This window comes from Bacillus xiamenensis (genome assembly GCF_000300535.1).
Classification (GTDB): domain Bacteria; phylum Bacillota; class Bacilli; order Bacillales; family Bacillaceae; genus Bacillus; species Bacillus xiamenensis.
The window spans coordinates 67255-88375 of record NZ_AMSH01000001.1 but is presented as its reverse complement, the minus strand read 5'-3'; the positions used below and the strand labels follow the sequence as shown (position 1 = coordinate 88375).

The window sequence follows — 21121 nt, the reverse complement described above, 5'->3', positions numbered from 1 at the left end:
ATCATCTATGAGATTATATACTACTATTAGTACCTAGTCATAAATGTACGGATGGTGTCTGCATATGAAACTAAATAAAAAAGAACGTCAAAGGCTTCTCCAGCAAACGATCAGCTCGACTCCGTTCATTACTGATGAAGAATTGGCAGGTAAATTCGGTGTAAGCATTCAAACGGTTCGACTTGATCGTTTGGAGCTCTCAATCCCTGAATTGCGCGAAAGAATTAAGCACGTTGCCGAAAAGACATTAGAGGATGAAGTGAAGTCGCTTCCGCTGGATGAAGTGATTGGAGAAATGATTGATGTAAAGCTTGATGATCAAGCGATTTCCATTTTCGAAGTGAGAAAAGAGCATGTATTCAGCCGTAACCAAATTGCCAGGGGACATCATCTCTTTGCCCAGGCAAATTCGCTGGCAGTTGCCGTCATCGACGATGAACTGGCTTTGACAGCAAAAGCAAATATCAAGTTTACAAGGCAGGTCAAACAAGGCGAAAGAGTTGTCTCAAAAGCCAAAGTTGCCTCACATGATAAAGAAAAAGGCAGAACCGTAGTTGAAGTAAATAGCTATGTGGGTGAGGAAGTTGTCTTCTCAGGCGATTTCGTCATGTATCGCTCAAAACAAAAGTAAAAGGTGGCACATAACATGAGAATTGCAGTCGATGCAATGGGGGGAGATCATGCCCCTAAAGCCATTATAGACGGTGTGCAAAAAAGCTTAGTAGCATTTTCAGATATTGAGATTACACTTGTCGGCGATGAAAGCAAAATCAAACCTTACATAACAAATGAAGAACGCATCACCATTTTAGATGCAAAAGAAGTCATTGAACCAACAGATGAACCAGTGCGTGCAGTTAGACGTAAAAAGGATTCTTCTATGGTGAAAATGGCGCAGGAAGTATCAGAAGGAAGAGCAGATGCGTGTATTTCAGCTGGAAATACTGGCGCACTCATGACCGCAGGACTGTTTATCGTAGGAAGGATCGATGGCATTGACAGACCGGCACTTGCACCAACTTTGCCAACACTGGATGGCAGCGGGTTCTTATTATTAGATGTCGGCGCAAACGTTGATGCAAAGCCAGAGCATCTTTTGCAATATGCCATGATGGGGTCCATTTACGCAGAGCGTGTCTTCCCAAAGAGCAATCCGCGTGTTGGACTTTTAAATGTCGGTACAGAAGATAAAAAGGGCAACGATTTAACGAAAAAAACCTTTGAATTACTAAAAGCATCAGACTTGAATTTTGTAGGAAATGTCGAGTCTCGTGATTTATTAGAAGGTGTAGCTGATGTCGTTGTCACTGATGGCTTTACAGGAAATATCGCTCTGAAAACGATTGAAGGGACAGCCCTTTCTGTCTTTAAAATGCTGAAAGAAACATTAACATCTAGCCTGACAGCCAAAATCGCAGCAGGCATGATGAAGCCAAAACTAATGCAGATGAAATCTAAAATGGATTACTCCGAATATGGCGGTGCCGCTTTATTTGGTTTAAAAGCACCTGTTATTAAAGCGCACGGCTCATCTGATGAAAATGCGATTTTCCATGCCATTCGTCAGGCGCGCGATATCGTTGAAAAAGACGTTTCAGCCATCATTCATCAAGAAGTTCAAAAAGAAAACACGAATGAGTCTTAATGGAGGTAAGCAGCATGAGTAAAATTGCTTTTTTATTCCCAGGCCAAGGCTCTCAAAAAATTGGCATGGGAAAAGATTTATTTGATCAAGAAGCAGCATCTAAAGCTGTGTTTGAAGAAGCAGATAAGACCCTAGGGTTTGATTTATCTTCAATGATTTTTGAAGGAGATGCAGGAGAACTGACGCTGACCTATAATGCACAGCCAGCTCTTTTAACAACAAGCATCGCCATCTTAAAGAAATTTGAAGAGAGCGGAATGAAAGTCGATTATGCGGCAGGTCACAGTCTTGGTGAATATACAGCTCTTGTTGCAGCGGGTGCTCTTTCGTTTAAAGATGCCGTTTATGCAGTAAGAAAACGCGGCGAATTAATGAATGAAGCCGTTCCTGCAGGAGAAGGCGCTATGGCAGCGATTCTTGGCTTAGACCAAGCGGCCCTTTTAGAAGTGACAAAAGAAGTGACAGAAAGCGGCCATCTTGTAGAGCTCGCTAACTTAAACTGTCCTGGTCAAATCGTCATCTCTGGTACTGCAAAAGGAGTCGAACTGGCATCAGAGAAAGCGAAAGAAAAGGGCGCAAAACGTGCGATCCCACTGGAAGTAAGTGGACCTTTCCATTCCGCTTTAATGAAGCCGGCAGCTGAAAAATTCACAGATGTTCTGTCAAAGCTAGACATTTCGGATGCCAAAACACCGGTTATCTCCAATGTAACAGCAGATATCGTAACGTCTCGTGAGGAGATTGAGACAAAACTCATTGAACAATTGTATTCTCCTGTTCGTTTTGAAGAAAGTGTGGAACGCCTGATTGATTTAGGTGTGACAACATTTATTGAAATTGGTCCTGGTAAAGTGCTTTCAGGTCTTGTGAAAAAGGTCAATCGCCGCCTGACGACTATTTCCGTTTCAGATCAAGCAAGCATTGAAGCAGCAATTCAAACATTAAAGGGGGACTCTTGATGCTTACAAATCAAACAGCCGTTGTAACAGGTGCATCACGCGGTATTGGCCGTTCGATCGCAATTGATTTAGCGAAGAATGGTGCAAATGTTGTGGTCAACTATTCAGGAAACGAAGCAAAAGCAAATGAAGTAGTCGATGAAATCAAAGCACTTGGCCAGCAGGCGTTTGCTGTCAAAGCGGATGTCTCGAATGCGGAAGAAGTACAGTCATTAATGAAACAAGCCATTGATACATTTGGTTCCATCGATATTCTTGTGAACAATGCAGGGATTACAAAGGACAACCTGCTCATGAGAATGAAAGAAAATGAATGGGATGATGTCATTAACATAAACTTAAAAGGCGTCTTCAACTGTACAAAAGCTGTGACACGTCAAATGATGAAACAGCGAAGCGGAAGAATCATCAATGTGGCATCAGTCGTTGGCGTTTGCGGAAACCCTGGACAAGCGAACTATGTGGCAGCAAAAGCTGGTGTGATCGGTTTAACGAAAACAACAGCGAAAGAGCTGGCAAGCCGTCATATTACAGTCAATGCAGTAGCACCAGGCTTTATTTCTACTGATATGACAGACAAGCTTGATGACAATGTGCAAGCAGACATGCTGAAACAAATCCCGCTCGCACGCTTTGGTGCGCCTGAAGATATAAGCAACGTTGTTGTTTTTTTAGCTTCAGAAGGAGCAGGTTATATTACAGGCCAAACCATCCAAGTAGATGGCGGAATGGTCATGTCCTAAGAAATATCAAAATTTCATTAGGTTTTCTCTAGTTTTTTAAAAACGAATCAACTATAATACTTTGAGGGGAGGTGAAAGGCAATGGCAGACGTATTAGAGCGTGTATCAAAAATTATTGTAGACCGCCTTGGCGTTGATGAGGCTGACGTGAAAATGGAAGCTTCATTTAAAGAAGATTTAGGCGCTGATTCCCTTGATGTAGTTGAGCTAGTTATGGAACTTGAAGATGAGTTCGATATGGAAATTTCTGACGAAGATGCTGAAAAAATTGCAACAGTCGGTGACGCTGTGAACTACATAAATAGCCAGCAATAAGCGTAACAAAGTCCCGTCTATTTTCAAGACGGGACTTTGAAAATTTATGTTAGTTTCAACACATTCAGCTGATCAATTGTCAGCCTTTTTCAGATGCTAAGGAGCAGCGTTTCCTTGCATGTAGAAAGAGAGACTCCATATAATCAGTATCCTTAAAGGCGATGACACGCCTACCTGGAGGTTGCTATGCCAAAACACTATAAAGACAAACAGAAACAGAGTAAAAAACTAGAGCAATTTAGAGAATTCCAGCAGCGCATTTCCGTACACTTTAAAAATGAAAAGCTTCTCTATCAAGCCTTTACACATTCTTCTTATGTAAATGAACACAGGAAAAAACCTTATGAGGATAATGAGAGACTTGAATTTTTAGGAGACGCTGTTTTAGAATTGACAATCTCACAGTTCTTATTTGCGAAATATCCAGCAATGAGCGAGGGAGATTTAACAAAACTAAGAGCGGCGATCGTATGTGAACCATCTCTTGTGTCACTGGCACATGAGCTGTCCTTTGGAGACCTTGTTCTTTTAGGAAAAGGGGAAGAAATGACAGGCGGCAGAAAGCGCCCAGCACTCTTAGCAGACGTATTCGAAGCGTTTATCGGAGCACTTTACTTAGACCAAGGGCTTGAGCCTGTTGAACAATTCCTGGAAGCCTATGTGTATCCGAAAATTAACGACGGTGCTTTCTCGCATGTCATGGACTTTAAAAGCCAGCTTCAAGAGTTTGTTCAGCGTGATGGGAAAGGTGTTCTTGAATACCGAATCCTTCATGAAAAAGGTCCAGCACATAACAGAGAATTTGAAGCGAATGTATCGCTCAGAGGAGAAGTGCTTGGGATTGGAAACGGCCGCTCGAAAAAAGAAGCAGAACAGCACGCTGCACAGGAAGCACTTGCTAAATTACAGAAGCATCATATGAACCAATAAAATCCCCCTCGTCATTCAGGGGGATTTCACTCTGTTTTCCATCATCTTTTTTCACTTCATATGGTAAGATGATAGTACTTTAAATACATAAGGAGGATCACTCTCATGTTCCTCAAACGTTTAGACGTGATAGGATTCAAATCTTTCGCACAGCGAGTGACCGTGGACTTTGTCAAAGGGGTCACAGCTGTTGTTGGACCAAACGGAAGCGGCAAAAGTAATATTACAGATGCCATCCGCTGGGTACTTGGCGAACAATCAGCGAAAAGCCTCCGCGGAGGAAAAATGGAAGACATCATTTTTGCAGGAAGTGACTCAAGGAAAAGAGTCAACCTAGCAGAGGTGACATTAACGCTGGATAACGAAGATCACTTTTTGCCGATCGATTTTCACGAAGTCAGTGTGACAAGAAGGGTGTATCGTTCTGGAGAAAGTGAATTTCTCATAAACAATCAGTCAGTCCGCTTAAAGGATATTATTGATCTTTTCATGGACTCAGGTCTTGGGAAGGAAGCGTTTTCGATCATCAGTCAAGGGAAGGTAGAAGAGATTCTATCGAGTAAGGCTGAAGAGAGACGAAGCATCTTCGAAGAAGCGGCTGGTGTCTTGAAATATAAAACCAGAAAGAAAAAAGCCGAGAACAAACTGTTTGAAACGCAGGACAACTTAAACCGGGTTGAAGATATTCTGCATGAACTAGAAGATCAAGTAGAACCATTAAGAATGCAAGCATCCATTGCAAAGGACTATTTGCAAAAGAAAGAAGAGCTTGAAAATGTAGAAATTGCTCTCACCGTCCATGATATCGAAGCACTTCACGAAAAATGGACAGCACTTGGTGAAGCGGTCGAGCGTTTCAAACAAGATGAAATGAAGCAATCCACAGACATTCAGGCAAAAGAAGCCAAAATTGAAGAGTCGAGGGACCGAATTCAGGCGCTTGACGAATCGATTCATGACCTCCAAGAAGTTCTCCTTTTCACAAGTGAGGAATTAGAAAAGCTTGAAGGAAAAAAAGAGGTTCTAAAAGAACGCAAAAAAAATGCAGCCGCTAACCAAGGGCAGCTGGAAGAAGCGCTCATCCGTTTAACCGAAAAACAGGCGCTGTTAACCGAGAAGATTCAGCAGCAGGAAATCACGCGTGACAGTCTGCAAAAAGAAGTGCAGCAGCTAAAAGATGAAGTGAAAACAAAACAGCACCAGCTGTCGCTCCATAGTGAAGATGTCGAAGGTCAAATTGAACAGCTGAAAAGCGATTATTTTGATCTATTAAACGAACAGGCTTCTATTCGAAATGAGCGCAAATTACTTGAAGAGCAGCAGCGCCAGACGGCCTTGCAGCTAGAGCGTCTCACGCAAAATAACCAGAAACATATTGAAGAACGGGTGTCTGTTAAAGAAAAGAAAACGGAAGCGGAGCAGCAGCTTTCAGAACGAGAAGAAGACATCTTGGCTCAGGTGAAACGCTTTAGAGAGGCAGAACAAAAGCTTGAGCAAATGAAACGTCAATACGAGAAAAAAGAAACGGCTCTTTACCAGGCCTATCAATATGTACAACAGGCAAAATCAAAAAAAGAGATGCTTGAATCGATGCAGGAAGACTTCTCCGGCTTTTTCCAAGGAGTAAAAGAGGTCTTAAAGGCAAAGGACCGATTAGGCGGTATTCATGGTGCGATTGCAGAGCTAATTCAAACAGAGCAGCAGCATGAAACAGCGATTGAAATCGCGCTTGGCGCAGCCACACAGCATGTGGTCACGGAAAATGAAGCGGCTGCGAGACAGGCCATTGGCTACTTAAAGCAGCATTCCTTTGGACGAGCGACTTTCTTGCCAATGAACGTCATCAAAGAACGAACCATTCAGTTCAGAGATATCCAAACAGCTGAACAGCATGCCGCATTTATCGGTGTAGCGAGTCAGCTCGTTTCCTTTGACGAAAAGTATCAGAAGGTCATACAGAATTTGCTTGGAACAGTCCTTATCGTTAGAGACTTAAAAGGCGCCAATGAACTGGCGAAAATGCTCGGACATCGTTACCGCATCGTGACCCTTGAAGGGGACGTCGTGAACCCGGGCGGTTCAATGACTGGGGGCGGCATGAAGAAACAGAGCAACTCCCTCCTCTCAAGGAACCGAGAGATCGAAACATTAACAAAGCAGCTCGTTGAAATGGAAGAAAAAACAACGATCCTTGAAAAAGAAACAAAAGAAACGAAGCAGGCCATTTCAGCAAGCGAATCCCAATTAAATGAACTGCGTCAGCGCGGCGAAACACTTCGAGAAAAGCAGCAAGAGCTGAAAGGAAAACTATACGAACTGCAAGTAGCAGAAAAAAATATTAACGCTCATCTTGAGCTCTACGATCAAGAAAAAGAAGAATTACAGCAGCGCGCTAGTGAACTTGCGAGCAAGGACAAAGAACAGGCAGCTCTTGAAGTCTCTATTGGTGAGAAATTGACGTCTCTTGATGAAGAGATCAACACGTTAACCAAACGAAAGCAGACCCAAAGCTCAACGAAAGAAACCATTTCTGCCGAGTTAACAGAGCTGAAAATCTCACTTGCCAAAAAAGAGCAGTCTTTGGCTAATGAACAAGAAAAACTTTCAAGCTTAACGGCTGAATTAGAAGAAGCTGAAAAAGCGCTGATGGAAACAAAAGAAGATTTATCCCTCTTAACAAGTGAAATGTCATCCAGCTCAAGCGGAGCAGAACAGCTGGAAGAAGCGGCAAAAGAGAAGCTGGAAAATAAAAACAAAACGACAGCACTCATTTCAGAGCGCCGTAAACAGCGTATGGCTCTTTCTGAAACATTAGAATTTGCTGAACGTGAACTCAAAGAGCAAAAACGTCTTTACAAGCAGCTCACGACAAGTTTAAAGGATGAAGAGATCAAGCTTGGCCGCATGGAAGTAGAGCTTGATAACCTCATCGCTTATTTAAACGAAGAATATGCTCTTTCATTTGAAGGAGCAAAAGAAATGTACCAACTGTCGCTATCGCCGGATGAAGCAAGAAAACGAGTGAAACTGATCAAACTAGCCATTGAAGAGCTCGGAACAGTGAACTTAGGCAGTATTGATGAATATGAACGAGTAAATGAACGCTATCTTTTCTTAACAGAACAGCGAAATGATCTGACAGAAGCGAAAAATACGTTATTCCAAGTCATCGAAGAAATGGACCAAGAAATGACAAAGCGCTTCTCTGAGACATTTTCTCAAATCCGCGGGCATTTTGAGTCTGTTTTCCAAGCATTATTTGGTGGTGGACGGGCAGATCTCAAGCTGACAGATCCAAACGATTTACTAAACGCTGGCGTCGATATTGTCGCCCAGCCGCCAGGGAAAAAGCTGCAAAACCTAAGCCTGCTATCAGGCGGAGAAAGAGCATTAACAGCGATCGCTTTATTATTCTCCATCTTAAAAGTGCGGCCAGTGCCATTCTGCGTGCTAGATGAGGTAGAAGCGGCGCTTGATGAAGCAAATGTGTTCCGCTTTGCCCAGTATTTAAAGAAATACAGCAAAGAAACACAGTTCATTGTCATCACACACCGAAAAGGAACGATGGAAGAAGCAGATGTTCTGTACGGTGTCACCATGCAGGAGTCTGGCGTTTCAAAACTAGTATCCGTCAAACTAGAAGAAACGAAAGAGCTTGTCCAGTAATTAAAGGAGGTTTTTGAACCAATGAGCTTTTTTAAGAAACTAAAAGAAAAATTTGCGCAGCAAAGCGATTCAGTATCAGAAAAGTTTAAAGATGGCCTTGAAAAAACGAGAAATTCGTTTCAAGGAAAAGTAAATGAACTGATTTCTCGCTATCGCAAGGTTGATGAAGACTTTTTCGAAGAACTCGAAGAAGTTTTAATCGGTGCTGATGTTGGTTTTACGACTGTGATGGAACTGATTGATGAGCTGAAAAAAGAAGTGAAATTAAGAAACATTCAAGACCCAAGTGAAGTGCAGGCCGTCATCTCTGAAAAACTCGTTGACATTTACAATAGCGGAGAGGAACAAATCTCTGAGCTGAACATTGAAGACGGGCGTTTAAATATTATTTTATTTGTGGGCGTTAACGGTGTTGGAAAAACAACGACAATCGGTAAGCTTGCAAACAAGCTGAAAAATGAAGGGAAATCCGTCATTTTAGCAGCAGGTGATACATTCCGTGCCGGTGCGATTGAGCAGCTTGAAGTATGGGGAGAGCGTTCAGGTGTCCCGGTTGTCAAACAAACAGCAGGCTCTGATCCAGCAGCCGTCATCTATGATGCCGTTCAATCTGCAAAAGCCAAAAAAGCAGATGTCCTGATCTGTGATACAGCAGGCAGACTGCAAAACAAAGTCAACTTAATGAAAGAGCTGGAGAAGGTCAAGAGAGTGATTGAGCGCGAAGTGCCAGATGCACCGCACGAAGTACTGCTTGCTCTTGATGCGACAACCGGTCAAAATGCTATGGCGCAAGCGAAGGAATTTTCGAAAGCGACAAATGTGACAGGAATTGCGTTAACCAAGCTTGATGGTACTGCAAAAGGCGGGATTGTTCTTGCGATTCGTAATGAACTGAACATCCCCGTGAAGCTTGTCGGTCTAGGTGAAAAAGTGGACGATCTGCAAGAATTCGATGCTGAATCGTATGTGTATGGATTATTCTCAGACGTCATTGATCAAGAAGACTAATGAAAATGCCGGTAAAGCTGCCGGCATTTTTTATTTATATAGCACCGCAGGAAGTGACAAGATAAAAACTTGACACACAGATGAGAACCGTGTAAACTTAGTTGATGTAAAGGGAATGAACTTAACAAAGGGGAGAGAGCCCATGACGCTTGAAAAAACAACGAGAATGAACTACTTGTTTGATTTCTATCAATCGTTGTTAACCGCAAAGCAAAAGAGCTACATGTCGCTTTACTACCTAGACGATTTTTCCCTCGGTGAAATTGCGGATGAATATGAAGTATCAAGACAGGCTGTTTATGATAATATTAAACGGACTGAAGCGATGCTTGAACAATATGAAGAAAAGCTGCTCTTGTTTAAGAAATTTAAAGAGCGTAAAGAACTTCTCAAAAAAATGAGAGAGCTTGTAGCAGACTCCGCGCAAAAGGAAGAAGCAGAAGCTTTAATTGAATCGCTTGAGAAATTAGATTAGGAGGCGGCACAGTATGGCATTTGAAGGATTAGCCGACCGACTGCAGCAGACGATTTCAAAAATCCGCGGCAAAGGAAAAGTGTCAGAGCAAGATGTAAAAGAAATGATGCGCGAGGTACGCCTTGCCCTTCTTGAAGCTGACGTCAATTTTAAAGTAGTGAAAGACTTTGTGAAAAAAGTAAGCGAGCGGGCAGTTGGGCAAGAGGTCATGAAAAGCCTTACCCCTGGACAACAGGTCATTAAAGTTGTAAAAGAAGAACTCACTGAATTAATGGGCGGGGAAGAGAGTAAAATCGCCGTGGCGAAAAAACCTCCAACAGTCATTATGATGGTTGGTCTTCAAGGGGCAGGTAAAACGACTACAACTGGGAAGCTTGCCAACTTACTTCGCAAAAAACATAATCGCAAGCCGATGATGGTGGCTGCTGACATTTACAGACCAGCCGCGATCCAGCAGCTTCAAACGCTAGGGAAACAGCTTGATATGCCAGTATTCTCATTAGGTGATCAAGTCAGTCCTGTTGAAATTGCCAAACAGGCAATTGAAAAAGCGAAAGAAGAACACCACGATTATGTCATTTTAGATACAGCAGGGCGTCTTCATATCGATGAAGAATTAATGGGTGAACTTCAGAAAGTAAAAGAAGTAGCAAATCCAGAAGAAATCTTCCTTGTTGTAGACTCTATGACAGGTCAAGATGCTGTCAATGTCGCAAAAAGCTTTAATGAACAGCTTGGTTTAACAGGTGTCGTTCTAACGAAACTAGACGGTGATACAAGAGGCGGAGCAGCACTTTCGATTCGCGCTGTCACAAATACGCCGATTAAATTCGCTGCACTAGGAGAAAAGCTAGATGCGCTAGAACCATTCCACCCAGAACGAATGGCATCTAGAATTCTTGGTATGGGCGATGTGCTCACACTGATTGAAAAAGCACAGGCAAACGTTGACCAAGATAAGGCAAAAGAGCTTGAACAAAAAATGCGGACAATGAGCTTCACGCTCGATGATTTTCTCGAGCAGCTTGGCCAAGTTCGTAATATGGGGCCGCTTGATGAATTGATCCAAATGATGCCGGGAGCCGGTAAAATGAAAGGGCTCAAAAACGTCCAAGTAGACGAAAAGCAGCTCAATCACATCGAAGCGATCATTAAATCCATGACGACCGAGGAAAAAGAACAGCCAGAGGTCATCAATGCAAGCCGAAGAAAACGGATTGCAAAGGGAAGCGGAACATCTGTACAGGAAGTCAATCGCCTTTTAAAGCAATTTGACGAAATGAAAAAGATGATGAAGCAGATGACCAACATGTCCAAAGGAAAGAAAAAGGGCTTTAAATTACCATTTATGTAATTGGTTATACATGATAAAACCGTTGTTAAGAAAAAACACTTTACAAACCCTTTTATCATTGTTAATATACTATTTTGTTGAAATATTTTCGGAGGTGCTAGTAAAATGGCAGTAAAAATTCGTTTAAAACGTATGGGAGCAAAAAAATCTCCTTTCTATCGTATTGTTGTAGCAGATTCTCGTTCACCACGTGATGGTCGTTTCATTGAAACAGTTGGAACTTACAACCCAGTGGTATCACCAGCTGAGGTGAAAATCAACGAAGAATTAGCGCTTAAATGGCTTCAAAATGGTGCGAAACCATCTGATACAGTTCGTAACCTTTTCTCAAGCCAAGGAATTCTTGAAAAATTTCATCATGCGAAAAACAGCAAATAATGAAAGAGCTGTCCTTGGAAGAATTGATTGTGTCCATCGTCAAGCCACTTGTTGATTTTCCTGAAGATATTCACGTATCTTCATTAGAAAAAGATGAGCAGGTGATTTACACACTGTCTGTCAATGCCGAAGATACCGGAAAAGTGATCGGAAAGCAGGGACGTACAGCAAAAGCGATACGAACAGTCATGTTTGCAGCAGGTGCAGAGTCTTCTAAGAAAGTTCAACTTGAGATTGCTGACTAAAAAGGGAGAGGGCTTAGGACCTCCCCTTTTTTTACACGTTTAAATCTATTTTTCGTTATACTGTAGAGGACAAATGCCTTCGGATAGGGGGACAAAAAGGAAGATGCAGATCATTCAACATGTCACCGTGATGCAAGTATTAACTGAAAGCAGTAAGGACAAACTGTTAACGACTTTTTTGGAGAAAAAAGAAAGACTAGAACGTGAATGCAATCAATTATATTTTCAACTAAAGAAGCATGAAAAAGAACCACATCAACAAGAAGCCATCCCTCAATTTCAAAAAGCCATTGAAAAAAGGCAAGAGAAGATCAGACAAATTGATTTTCAGGTCGAGCAGCTGCATATTTTGCCGCTAGGAAGTGAAATGAAAGAAACAGAAGTGGATGCGCTTGTTGAAGTGAAAATAGGTGATAAGTGGGATGACAAAATGCAAGATAATGTCATCGTCGTAAAAGACGGCACCATTGTGGAAATACGTCAGGGGTGATTGAGAACATGGAGCTAGATTGGTTGAATGTTGGGAAGATCGTCAATACACACGGAGTGCGCGGAGAAGTGCGCGTCGTGTCAAAGACAGATTTCCCAGAAGAGCGCTACAAAAAAGGAAGTGTCCTTTATATTTTTAAGCAAGGTCAAAAAGAGCCGCTGAAAGTCACTGTCGCATCACACCGGCAGCACAAACAGTTTGATTTGCTTACATTTGAAGAAGTCGGCTCATTAAATGAAGCAGAGCAATTAAAGGAATCAATTTTAAAAGTAGAAAAAGAACATCTCGGGTCATTAGATGAAGGGGAATTTTATTTCCACGAAATCATCGGCTGCGAAGTTTACGATGAAGAGGACAAACTCATCGGTCAAATCAAAGAGATTTTAACGCCAGGGGCAAATGATGTATGGGTTGTTGGAAGAAAAGGCAAAAAAGATGCCCTTATCCCTTATATTCCATCAGTCGTCAAAAAAATTGATATCTCATCCAAGAAAGTACACATTGAAGTGATGGAAGGACTCATTGACGAATGAAAATTGATTTTTTAACGCTTTTTCCTGAAATGTTCGAAGGCGTGCTTCACTCATCGATCTTAAAAAAAGCTCAGGAGAAAGACGCCGTCTCATTTCAAGTCGTCAATTTTAGAGAGTATTCGGATCATAAGCATAAAACAGTGGATGACTACCCGTATGGCGGCGGTGCTGGCATGGTACTGAAAGCACAGCCTGTATTTGATGCGGTAGAAGATTTGACGAAAAAAGCAAACAAGAAGCCCCGCATTATTCTTGTCTGTCCTCAAGGAGAAAGATATACACAAAAGAAAGCAGAAGAGCTTGCAAAAGAAGAGCATCTTATGTTCATTTGCGGCCACTATGAAGGCTACGATGAGCGCATCAGGGAGCATCTTGTCACAGATGAAATCTCAATCGGAGATTTTGTTCTCACAGGCGGAGAGCTGCCGGCGATGATGATTGCAGACAGTGTGGTCAGGCTTTTGCCTCATGTGCTTGGAAAAGAAGCGTCCCATATCGAAGATTCATTTAGTACAGGTCTGCTTGAGCATCCGCACTATACAAGACCAGCTGATTATAAAGGGTTGAAAGTACCGGATGTCCTGCTCTCTGGTAATCATGCCAAGATTGAAGAGTGGCGGCGTAAAGAATCCTTGAAGCGAACCTATACAAGACGGCCGGATTTGATCGATTCTTGCAAAACATTAACCGATGAAGAAAAAAGGTGGCTTTGGCAGCTTCATAATGACTAGATTGTATTGCACACGTCATAGAGGTGTGGTATGATACTACTTGTGACTTGGACGGCTTGCCGATTCAAGTTTGAAAACGATGTTCCGCTGCAATGAAGAAAGAGGACATGAGCATCTGTTGGAAGGAGTTGAAAACGATGCAACATTTGATTGAAGAAATCACAAAAGAACAATTACGCACTGATCTTCCTGCGTTCCGTCCTGGTGACACTTTACGTGTACACGTTAAAGTTGTTGAGGGTACTCGTGAGCGTATCCAGATCTTTGAAGGTGTAGTAATTAAGCGTCGTGGTGGTGGAATCAGCGAAACTTTCACAGTTCGTAAGATCTCTTACGGTGTAGGCGTTGAGCGTACATTCCCTGTACACACACCAAAAATCGCTAAGATCGAAGTTGTACGTCACGGTAAGGTACGTCGTGCGAAACTTTACTACCTACGTGAACTTCGCGGTAAAGCGGCTCGTATCAAAGAAATCAGACGATAATGATATCAAAGGAAAGAGCTTGTTACCTGTAACAGGCTCTTTTTTTGTACAATGTATAGAGACAACCGTTAGAAGAGAGAAGGTGCACATATGACGATTCAATGGTTTCCAGGCCATATGGCAAAAGCAAGACGGGAAGTCACAGAAAAATTAAAGCTCATCGACATCGTATTTGAATTAACAGATGCAAGAATTCCGATGTCCTCTAGAAACCCAATGATCGAAGAAATCCTTCAAAATAAACCGAAAATCATGCTCTTAAATAAAGCCGATAAAGCAGATCCTCGTATGACAAAAGAGTGGCAAGCGCATTTTGAAAAGCAAGGTGTTCGGTCACTTGCTATTAACTCTGTCGATGGCCAAGGGCTAAATCAGATCATCACGATATCAAAAGAAATCTTAAAAGAAAAATTCGACCGCATGAAAGCAAAAGGTGTCAAGCCGCGTGCGATTCGAGCACTGATTATCGGGATTCCTAATGTTGGGAAATCAACCTTGATCAATCGTTTAGCAAAGAGAAACATCGCCAAAACAGGAGATCGACCTGGTATTACGACATCACAGCAATGGGTGAAGGTCGGGAAAGAACTTGAACTGCTCGATACCCCTGGAATACTATGGCCGAAATTTGAAGATGAACAAGTAGGACTTAGGCTGGCTGTTACTGGAGCGATCAAAGACTCCATCATCAACTTACAGGATGTCGCCGTGTATGCACTCCGCTTTCTAGAAGAGCACTATCCAGAGCGATTAAAAAAACGCTATGATTTGGCAGACATACCTGAAGATACAGTTGAGCTGTTTGATGCCATTGGCACAAAGCGCGGCTGTCTGATGAGTGGTGGATTCATTAATTACGACAAAACGACCGAAATCATTATTCGGGATATTCGAACGGAAAAATTTGGTCCCCTCACTTTTGAGAAGCCTGAAAGTTAAAAGACACGCAGCTCATGCGGGTCTTTATTTTTTATGAAAAACTGCCGATATAAAGAAGGAGGCTGCGGAAAAGCCGATGTATACTGTGAAACAAATAAAAGAATTGATAGAAAAGCATGCGGATGATGAGTCATACATTCATGAACTTGTGAAAGATGATACGAGAAAAAGTGTCCAAAAGCTGCTAGAAAAATGGCACAAAGAGAGAGAAAAGCAGCAAGAGCTTCGGTCAGCATGGAACCGAATGCTGCAATTTGAAACGAGCGCAAAGGCGCAAGGCTACACTTGTATTGCAGGTATAGATGAAGCAGGAAGAGGACCGCTGGCAGGCCCAGTCGTCGCAGCAGCTGTGATATTAAAAGAAGATACCGTTCTGCTTGGATTAAACGACTCAAAGCAACTATCTGAGAAAAAAAGAATGATCTATTATCATCTGATTCAAGAGGAAGCACTTGATATCGGAATCGGCATTGTTGATGCGGCTACGATTGATGAAATCAATATATACGAAGCATCAAGACTGGCGATGGTGAGGGCTGTGGAGCAGCTAACTCATACACCTGATTATCTACTCATAGATGCGATGACGCTCCCGCTTCCTATCCATCAGGAGAACATCATCAAAGGAGATGCAAAAAGTGCATCCATTGCAGCTGGTGCATGTATTGCGAAAGTGACAAGGGACATGATGATGGAAGAGTACGGGCGACAATATCCTGAGTATCAATTTGAAAAACATAAAGGGTACGGAACGAAAGAGCACCTGGCTGCCATTCAAACACATGGTGCTACCCCCATCCACCGGATATCGTTTGCGCCAGTGAAATCCGTTATTTCATAAATTTTTGACATAAGGAGGCTGCCTTAGATGACAAGAGTTGAAGATATACATACAGCACTGAATAGCCGGCTGAATACGGGTGAGGCTGTTCCGCTAAACACCGAAGGAAAGGAAAATGTTCACCGGCTGATTCTTGGCAAAGTACTGAAAATGCTTGGAGATGATACCGCACTTGTTCAAATAGGATCCACTAAAATAAAAGCACAGCTAGCGGCTCAGCTAAAGGCAGACTCGTTCTATTGGTTCCAATTTGAACAAGAGAATGGAGACAGCCTCAATAAACTAAGACCTGTTCAGCAATTTGACCAGGATCCAAAGACATTAAAGGATGCAGCGGCTAAACTATTAGAAGGCCTATCACTTAAAAATGGACTAGAAAACATGTTAACGGCTACAGCCTTTTTAAAAGAAAAACCGGTCATCAACGAGGCAGAGCTAAAAACGGCGGTGAAATGGATTGAACAGCTTCAAGGAGCGGATATCAAAAAAGGACTGCAAGCACTTCTTTTTGCTTTAAAGAAAGATTTACCGATTCAAGAAGGCGTGCTCCAATCAATATTAGCTGTGAAGTCATCCTCTGCACTTCATCAGGATGTGACAGCACTGCTGGATCGATTAACACAGCTTCCGAAGCAATCAGAAACCACACAGGCTCTTACACAGGCTGTACGTTCCGTCGTAGATGCTGAGACGACCGTCCATGCAGAAAAGCTCTTATCGGTGCTTCTAGGTGCAAAAGAAGGCCAAACGAAGCAAGGGGGCAGTTTGCAGGGGCAGCCTCATGTCAATCCTTCTCAGCAAGCAAAGCAGAGCCAGCCTTCCGTTATTCAAGGACGGCAGGCGGATACCGTCAATCAGAACAATATACCGCAGTTATTAAGTCCAAAACAGCTTCCGCTTCAGCAAATAGAACGCATACTGACAAGCATCACAAGGCAAGGGATAGACGGACAGCAGCAGCCGGATTTAAAACAGCTCACATCGCTCCTTCAAGGGATCCAGCAGGCAGGACCACAAGTGGACGCAAAGGCGGCTGTGCTTCAAAAGGCATTTCCGTTTCTTTCAAAAGCAGAGGCGAACACATTGGCACAGGTCATTCAGCAGACTGAACCAGCATTAAGCAATAAAACCGATGTGCTCGATTTACTGATGACGATGAAAAAGGCGATAGGTGTACGAGATGAAATTGGTATGCTGAAATTATTGGAAAAAGGCAGCCAAGATGTAAAAAGCCAGGAGCTCCATCAATTAAAGCTTGCCCTAAATGATGCGAGGCAGGCTGATTTACCAGAGCCCGTAAAAAAAGAAGTGGATCAATTGTTTCATCGATTAAATGGTCAGTTATTTGTGCAGCAGGAAAACCAAACGGTGAATCAAATGCTGGTTTCTTATCCTCTTTTCTCAAAACATAGTGTTCAAGATTTAACCTTTATTCTAAAAGGACATAAGCAAAAAGATGGCTCTATTGATATTTCTCAGTGCCGTTTAATGTTTTACTTAAACATGGAAAACTTAGAAGAAACTTTAATAGACTGTACGATTCAGCAAAAGGTCATGTCAATTACAGTCGAGACGGCACACGAACTTCAAGGGACCATTAATCCAATGATTCCAGCTGTTCGAGAGAATTTAAATGCCCTAGGATATAGTTTAACTGGGATTACAGCGAAAAAGAGGCAAGAGCCAATTGATCCGTCTCACTTTCTAGATGAACACTTTCATAAAATCAGCGAGAAAGGGCTGGACTTACGAGTATGAAGGATTCAAAACCGCTTAGAAGAGCGGTCGCTCTGCACTACGATGAAGAAAAACAAAAGGCGCCAAAAGTCGTCGCAACAGGCAGCGGCTATGTGGCAGATCATATAATTGAAGAAGCAAAAAAAGCAGGAGTTCCCGTCCAAGAAGACCCTAATTTAGTAGAACTGATGCGCCATTTAACGCTGGATGAGGAAATACCAGAAGCGTTATACGATACTGTAGCAGAAATATTTTCATTTATCTATAGGTTAGATCAAAAAATGAAAAAATAAGGTAAAATAAGTGTTTTGACTGAAAAATTTATATTTTTAATAAAATAAAAGTTTGAATGTTTAGAAGGATTTTACGATTTTACATAGAACCCTAGACATTCTCTTTTTTATTCTTTAAAATGAAAGCGCAGTCTATTTTATAATTTTTGTTTCTACATATGTTGGGAGGATGGGAAATGAATATCCATGAGTACCAAGGAAAAGAAATCCTAAGAAAATATGGGGTTTCAGTTCCAAATGGTAAAGTAGCATTTACACCTGATGAAGCAGTGAAAGCATCAGAAGAGCTAGGAAGCTCTGTATATGTCGTAAAAGCACAGATTCATGCAGGTGGCCGCGGTAAAGCAGGTGGGGTAAAAATTGCAAAAACAAAAGATGAAGTGAAAGGGTTTGCAGAGGAATTGCTCGGCAAAACACTTGTTACACATCAAACAGGGCCTGAAGGGCGTGAAATAAAACGCTTACTTATTGAAGAAGGCTGCGATATTCAAAAGGAGTACTATGTTGGACTTGTATTGGATAGAGCGACATCAAGAATCGTATTGATGGCTTCTGAAGAAGGCGGTACTGAAATTGAAGAAGTAGCAGAAAAAACGCCAGAAAAAATCGTGAAAGTGGTCATCGACCCAGCGATTGGTCTTCAAGCCTATCAGGCGAGAGAAGTCGCGTTTAAAATTAATATTCCAACAAAGTTAGTTGGCCAAGCTGTTAAGTTTATGACAAGCCTTTACAACGCATTTATTGAAAAGGACTGTTCAATTGCTGAGATTAATCCACTTGTTGTAACAGGCGATGGAAAAGTGATGGCACTTGATGCAAAATTAAACTTTGATAGCAATGCCTTATATAGACAAAAAGATATACTAGAATACCGTGATCTTGATGAAGAGGATCCAAAAGAAATTGAAGCATCTAAATATGATCTTAGCTATATTTCTCTTGATGGGAACATTGGCTGTATGGTCAATGGTGCAGGTCTTGCGATGTCTACAATGGATATCATCAAGCATTACGGCGGGGACCCTGCAAACTTCCTAGATGTTGGCGGCGGTGCAACTGCTGAAAAGGTAACGGAAGCATTTAAAATCATCTTATCTGATCAAAATGTCAAAGGGATTTTCGTGAACATTTTTGGCGGCATCATGAAATGTGATGTGATTGCAGAAGGTGTAGTTGAAGCGACGAAACAAGTCGGCTTAACATTACCGCTCGTTGTACGTCTTGAAGGAACAAACGTTGAATTAGGGAAGAAAATCCTGAGTGAATCAGGCTTAAATATCACTTCTGCTGAGTCTATGGCTGACGGGGCAGAAAAGATTGTATCTTTAGTCAAGTAGAGCAGAAAGGCAGGGAACCTAAATGAGTGTATTTATTAATAAAAATACGAGAGTAATTGTTCAGGGGATTACCGGTTCAACCGCATTATTCCATACAAAACAAATGATTGAGTATGGAACAAATATCGTTGGCGGTGTCACACCTGGAAAAGGTGGAACTGAAGTAGAAGGAGTTCCTGTATTTAATACTGTATCTGAAGCAGTGCAGACAACTGGAGCAGATGCTTCTGTCATCTATGTACCAGCACCATTTGCAGCAGATGCCATTTTAGAGGCAGTCGATGCAGAAGTTGATCTTGTCATCTGTATTACTGAGCATATTCCAGTTCTGGACATGGTCAAAGTGAAACGCTATATGGAAGGTAAGAAGACAAGACTTGTTGGACCAAACTGCCCTGGTGTGATTACACCTGAAGAATGTAAGATCGGCATTATGCCAGGCTATATTCATAAAAAAGGTCATGTTGGTGTTGTTTCTCGTTCTGGAACGCTTACATATGAAGCGGTACATCAGCTTTCAGAAGCTGGTGTTGGTCAATCGACAGCTGTAGGGATCGGCGGCGACCCTGTAAACGGGACGAACTTTATTGATGTATTAAAAGCTTTCAATGAAGATCCTGACACGCATGCTGTCATTATGATCGGTGAAATTGGCGGTACGGCTGAAGAAGAAGCAGCTGAATGGGTAAAAGCAAATATGACCAAACCAGTTGTTGGCTTTATTGGCGGTAAAACAGCACCTCCAGGAAAACGTATGGGACATGCTGGTGCCATTATTTCTGGTGGTAAGGGAACGGCTGATGAAAAAGTAAAAACAATGCGTGAATGTGGAATTGAAGTGGCAGAAACGCCATCTGTCATGGGAGAAACCTTAATTAAAGTGTTAAAAGAGAAAAATCTCTTTGAAGCTTGTAAAACGCATTAATAAAAGAAGAAGACTTGTTCTTTGACAAGTCTTCTTCTTTCTATCTATCTTAAACTGGAGGAATGGTATGTACAACGTGTCCGAAAGAATGATTTTTCACCGCTTAAAAGGCCTCATCTCACCCTCTTTGTTAACAAAATGGTGGAAAGTCGATCCTGAGTTATATATAAATGAAGAAACACATCATTTCAAACAGGATCGATCATTACAAAAGATTGACTTTACCCGCTTAAAACAAGCAGAAGAAAATGAATTCCCCATTTTTGAACATATGATTCAAGCCTATTTAAAGCAAAACATTCACATGATTCCCATCACATCATCCTTATATCCCAGCACACTAAAACACATTTATGATCCTCCCCCTGTGTTATTCCTAAAAGGAAACATAACCTATTTAAATGAAGAAAAAAGTTTAGGTGTAGTAGGTACTCGTGTACCGTCCTCTTATGGAGAAGCATGTGTGAAAAAAATCGTTGGTGAACTTGTAGAGGAAAATTGGACGATTGTCAGTGGTTTAGCAAAAGGAATTGATGGACTTGCACATAAGGAGTGTATCAGGAAAAAGGGGAAAACCATTGGAGTTGTAGCTGGTGGATTTCAACATCTATATCCAAAAGAACATGTGCAAATGGCTCAATACATGGGAGAACATCATTTGCTTTTGTCAGAGCATCCGCCTTATATTAAACCAGAAAAGTGGCATTTTCCGATGAGAAATCGATTAATTAGTGCTTTGACAAAAGGAACCATCGTGATCCAGTGCAAAGAAAAGAGCGGTTCGCTTATTACAGCCTATCAGGCACTGGAGCAAGGAAAAGAAGTGTTTGCTGTTGCAGGATCGATCTTTGATTCTAATTCCACAGGTCCAGCTAGACTTATTCAACAAGGAGCCAAGCTTGTTCATTCTACGAAAGATATTTTAGAGGAATTCTTCTTCCAGGGCGTTCAATATACTGAACCCTCATAAAAATATCGTTTGACAAAAGACATAGGAATATTTAATAATAGTGAAGATTTAAGTTTACACTTTGTTTTTCGTGTTTATAATGATGTTCATCATAAAGAATTTTTAACAATTGCCTGTTAGAT

General features: G+C 41.8%; 23 protein-coding genes. All 23 read left to right on the top strand.

Translation table 11 applies throughout. The features are described from left to right. Positions 1-64 precede the first annotated feature (64 nt). The 23 genes from fapR to dprA all read left to right on the top strand — a co-directional run bounded on the left by fapR (position 65) and on the right by dprA (position 20999). Positions 65-631, top strand: coding sequence for a transcription factor FapR (gene fapR / locus BA1_RS00450; protein WP_008354539.1), 567 nt, complete (start codon positions 65-67; stop codon positions 629-631). Positions 632-646: 15 nt separating this feature from the next. Further along, positions 647-1645 (top strand): phosphate acyltransferase PlsX, encoded by a 999-nt coding sequence (plsX, locus tag BA1_RS00445; RefSeq protein WP_008354536.1) that lies wholly within the window; start codon positions 647-649, stop codon positions 1643-1645. Positions 1646-1659: 14 nt separating this feature from the next. Next, on the top strand, positions 1660-2604 hold the full coding sequence (gene fabD, locus BA1_RS00440) for an ACP S-malonyltransferase (protein ID WP_008354534.1): 945 nt from the start codon (positions 1660-1662) through the stop codon (positions 2602-2604). Next, on the top strand, positions 2604-3347 hold the full coding sequence (fabG, locus tag BA1_RS00435; protein WP_008354531.1) for a 3-oxoacyl-[acyl-carrier-protein] reductase: 744 nt from the start codon (positions 2604-2606) through the stop codon (positions 3345-3347). Before fabD ends, fabG begins: the two co-directional genes overlap by 1 nt. 81 nt (positions 3348-3428) lie before the next feature. After that, complete coding sequence (acpP, locus tag BA1_RS00430) at positions 3429-3662, top strand: acyl carrier protein (protein ID WP_003212028.1); 234 nt, start codon at positions 3429-3431, stop codon at positions 3660-3662. Positions 3663-3848: 186 nt separating this feature from the next. After that, positions 3849-4592 (top strand): ribonuclease III, encoded by a 744-nt coding sequence (gene rnc / locus BA1_RS00425; protein WP_008354529.1) that lies wholly within the window; start codon positions 3849-3851, stop codon positions 4590-4592. Positions 4593-4697: 105 nt separating this feature from the next. Continuing rightward, positions 4698-8258, top strand: coding sequence for a chromosome segregation protein SMC (smc, locus tag BA1_RS00420; protein WP_008354527.1), 3561 nt, complete (start codon positions 4698-4700; stop codon positions 8256-8258). Positions 8259-8279: 21 nt separating this feature from the next. Further along, positions 8280-9266 carry a signal recognition particle-docking protein FtsY gene (ftsY, locus tag BA1_RS00415; RefSeq protein ID WP_008354525.1) on the top strand — a complete coding sequence of 329 codons (987 nt, stop codon included), beginning with the start codon at positions 8280-8282 and terminating at the stop codon, positions 9264-9266. Positions 9267-9408: 142 nt separating this feature from the next. After that, the gene (locus BA1_RS00410) at positions 9409-9741 is read left to right on the top strand and encodes a putative DNA-binding protein (RefSeq protein WP_008354523.1); all 333 of its coding nucleotides are present in this window, start codon (positions 9409-9411) and stop codon (positions 9739-9741) included. Between the two features lie 13 nt (positions 9742-9754). Further along, on the top strand, positions 9755-11095 hold the full coding sequence (gene ffh, locus BA1_RS00405) for a signal recognition particle protein (RefSeq protein ID WP_008354521.1): 1341 nt from the start codon (positions 9755-9757) through the stop codon (positions 11093-11095). Positions 11096-11200: 105 nt separating this feature from the next. Next, positions 11201-11473, top strand: a complete 273-nt coding sequence (rpsP, locus tag BA1_RS00400; protein ID WP_008354520.1) for a 30S ribosomal protein S16 — start codon at positions 11201-11203, stop codon at positions 11471-11473. Beyond that, a complete protein-coding gene (locus BA1_RS00395; RefSeq protein ID WP_034738089.1) occupies positions 11473-11718 on the top strand; it encodes a KH domain-containing protein in 246 nt (81 codons plus the stop codon). The genes rpsP and BA1_RS00395 overlap by 1 nt, the downstream gene beginning before the upstream one ends. A 103-nt stretch (positions 11719-11821) precedes the next feature. Next, positions 11822-12208, top strand: a complete 387-nt coding sequence (locus tag BA1_RS00390) for a YlqD family protein (protein ID WP_008354515.1) — start codon at positions 11822-11824, stop codon at positions 12206-12208. 8 nt (positions 12209-12216) lie between these two features. Then, positions 12217-12741: a ribosome maturation factor RimM gene (gene rimM, locus BA1_RS00385; RefSeq protein ID WP_008354513.1), complete on the top strand. Its 525-nt coding sequence runs from the start codon at positions 12217-12219 to the stop codon at positions 12739-12741. After that, entirely contained in the window at positions 12738-13472 is a 735-nt protein-coding gene (gene trmD / locus BA1_RS00380) for a tRNA (guanosine(37)-N1)-methyltransferase TrmD (protein WP_008354511.1), read from the top strand. The genes rimM and trmD overlap by 4 nt, the downstream gene beginning before the upstream one ends. Positions 13473-13609: 137 nt before the next feature. After that, a complete protein-coding gene (rplS, locus tag BA1_RS00375; RefSeq protein ID WP_008354510.1) occupies positions 13610-13957 on the top strand; it encodes a 50S ribosomal protein L19 in 348 nt (115 codons plus the stop codon). A gap of 90 nt (positions 13958-14047) precedes the next feature. Then, positions 14048-14896, top strand: a complete 849-nt coding sequence (gene ylqF, locus BA1_RS00370; protein WP_008354509.1) for a ribosome biogenesis GTPase YlqF — start codon at positions 14048-14050, stop codon at positions 14894-14896. Between the two features lie 76 nt (positions 14897-14972). Then, a complete protein-coding gene (locus BA1_RS00365) occupies positions 14973-15737 on the top strand; it encodes a ribonuclease HII (RefSeq protein ID WP_008354508.1) in 765 nt (254 codons plus the stop codon). Positions 15738-15764: 27 nt separating this feature from the next. After that, positions 15765-17495: a hypothetical protein gene (locus BA1_RS00360; RefSeq protein WP_008354507.1), complete on the top strand. Its 1731-nt coding sequence runs from the start codon at positions 15765-15767 to the stop codon at positions 17493-17495. Next, positions 17492-17767, top strand: coding sequence for a FlhB-like flagellar biosynthesis protein (locus tag BA1_RS00355; protein ID WP_008354506.1), 276 nt, complete (start codon positions 17492-17494; stop codon positions 17765-17767). The genes BA1_RS00360 and BA1_RS00355 overlap by 4 nt, the downstream gene beginning before the upstream one ends. A gap of 176 nt (positions 17768-17943) precedes the next feature. Next, entirely contained in the window at positions 17944-19104 is a 1161-nt protein-coding gene (sucC, locus tag BA1_RS00350) for an ADP-forming succinate--CoA ligase subunit beta (protein WP_008354505.1), read from the top strand. Between the two features lie 22 nt (positions 19105-19126). Then, positions 19127-20029, top strand: a complete 903-nt coding sequence (gene sucD / locus BA1_RS00345) for a succinate--CoA ligase subunit alpha (RefSeq protein WP_008354504.1) — start codon at positions 19127-19129, stop codon at positions 20027-20029. 67 nt (positions 20030-20096) lie between these two features. Further along, positions 20097-20999, top strand: coding sequence for a DNA-processing protein DprA (gene dprA, locus BA1_RS00340; protein WP_008354503.1), 903 nt, complete (start codon positions 20097-20099; stop codon positions 20997-20999). The last annotated feature ends 122 nt before the right edge of the window (positions 21000-21121 follow it).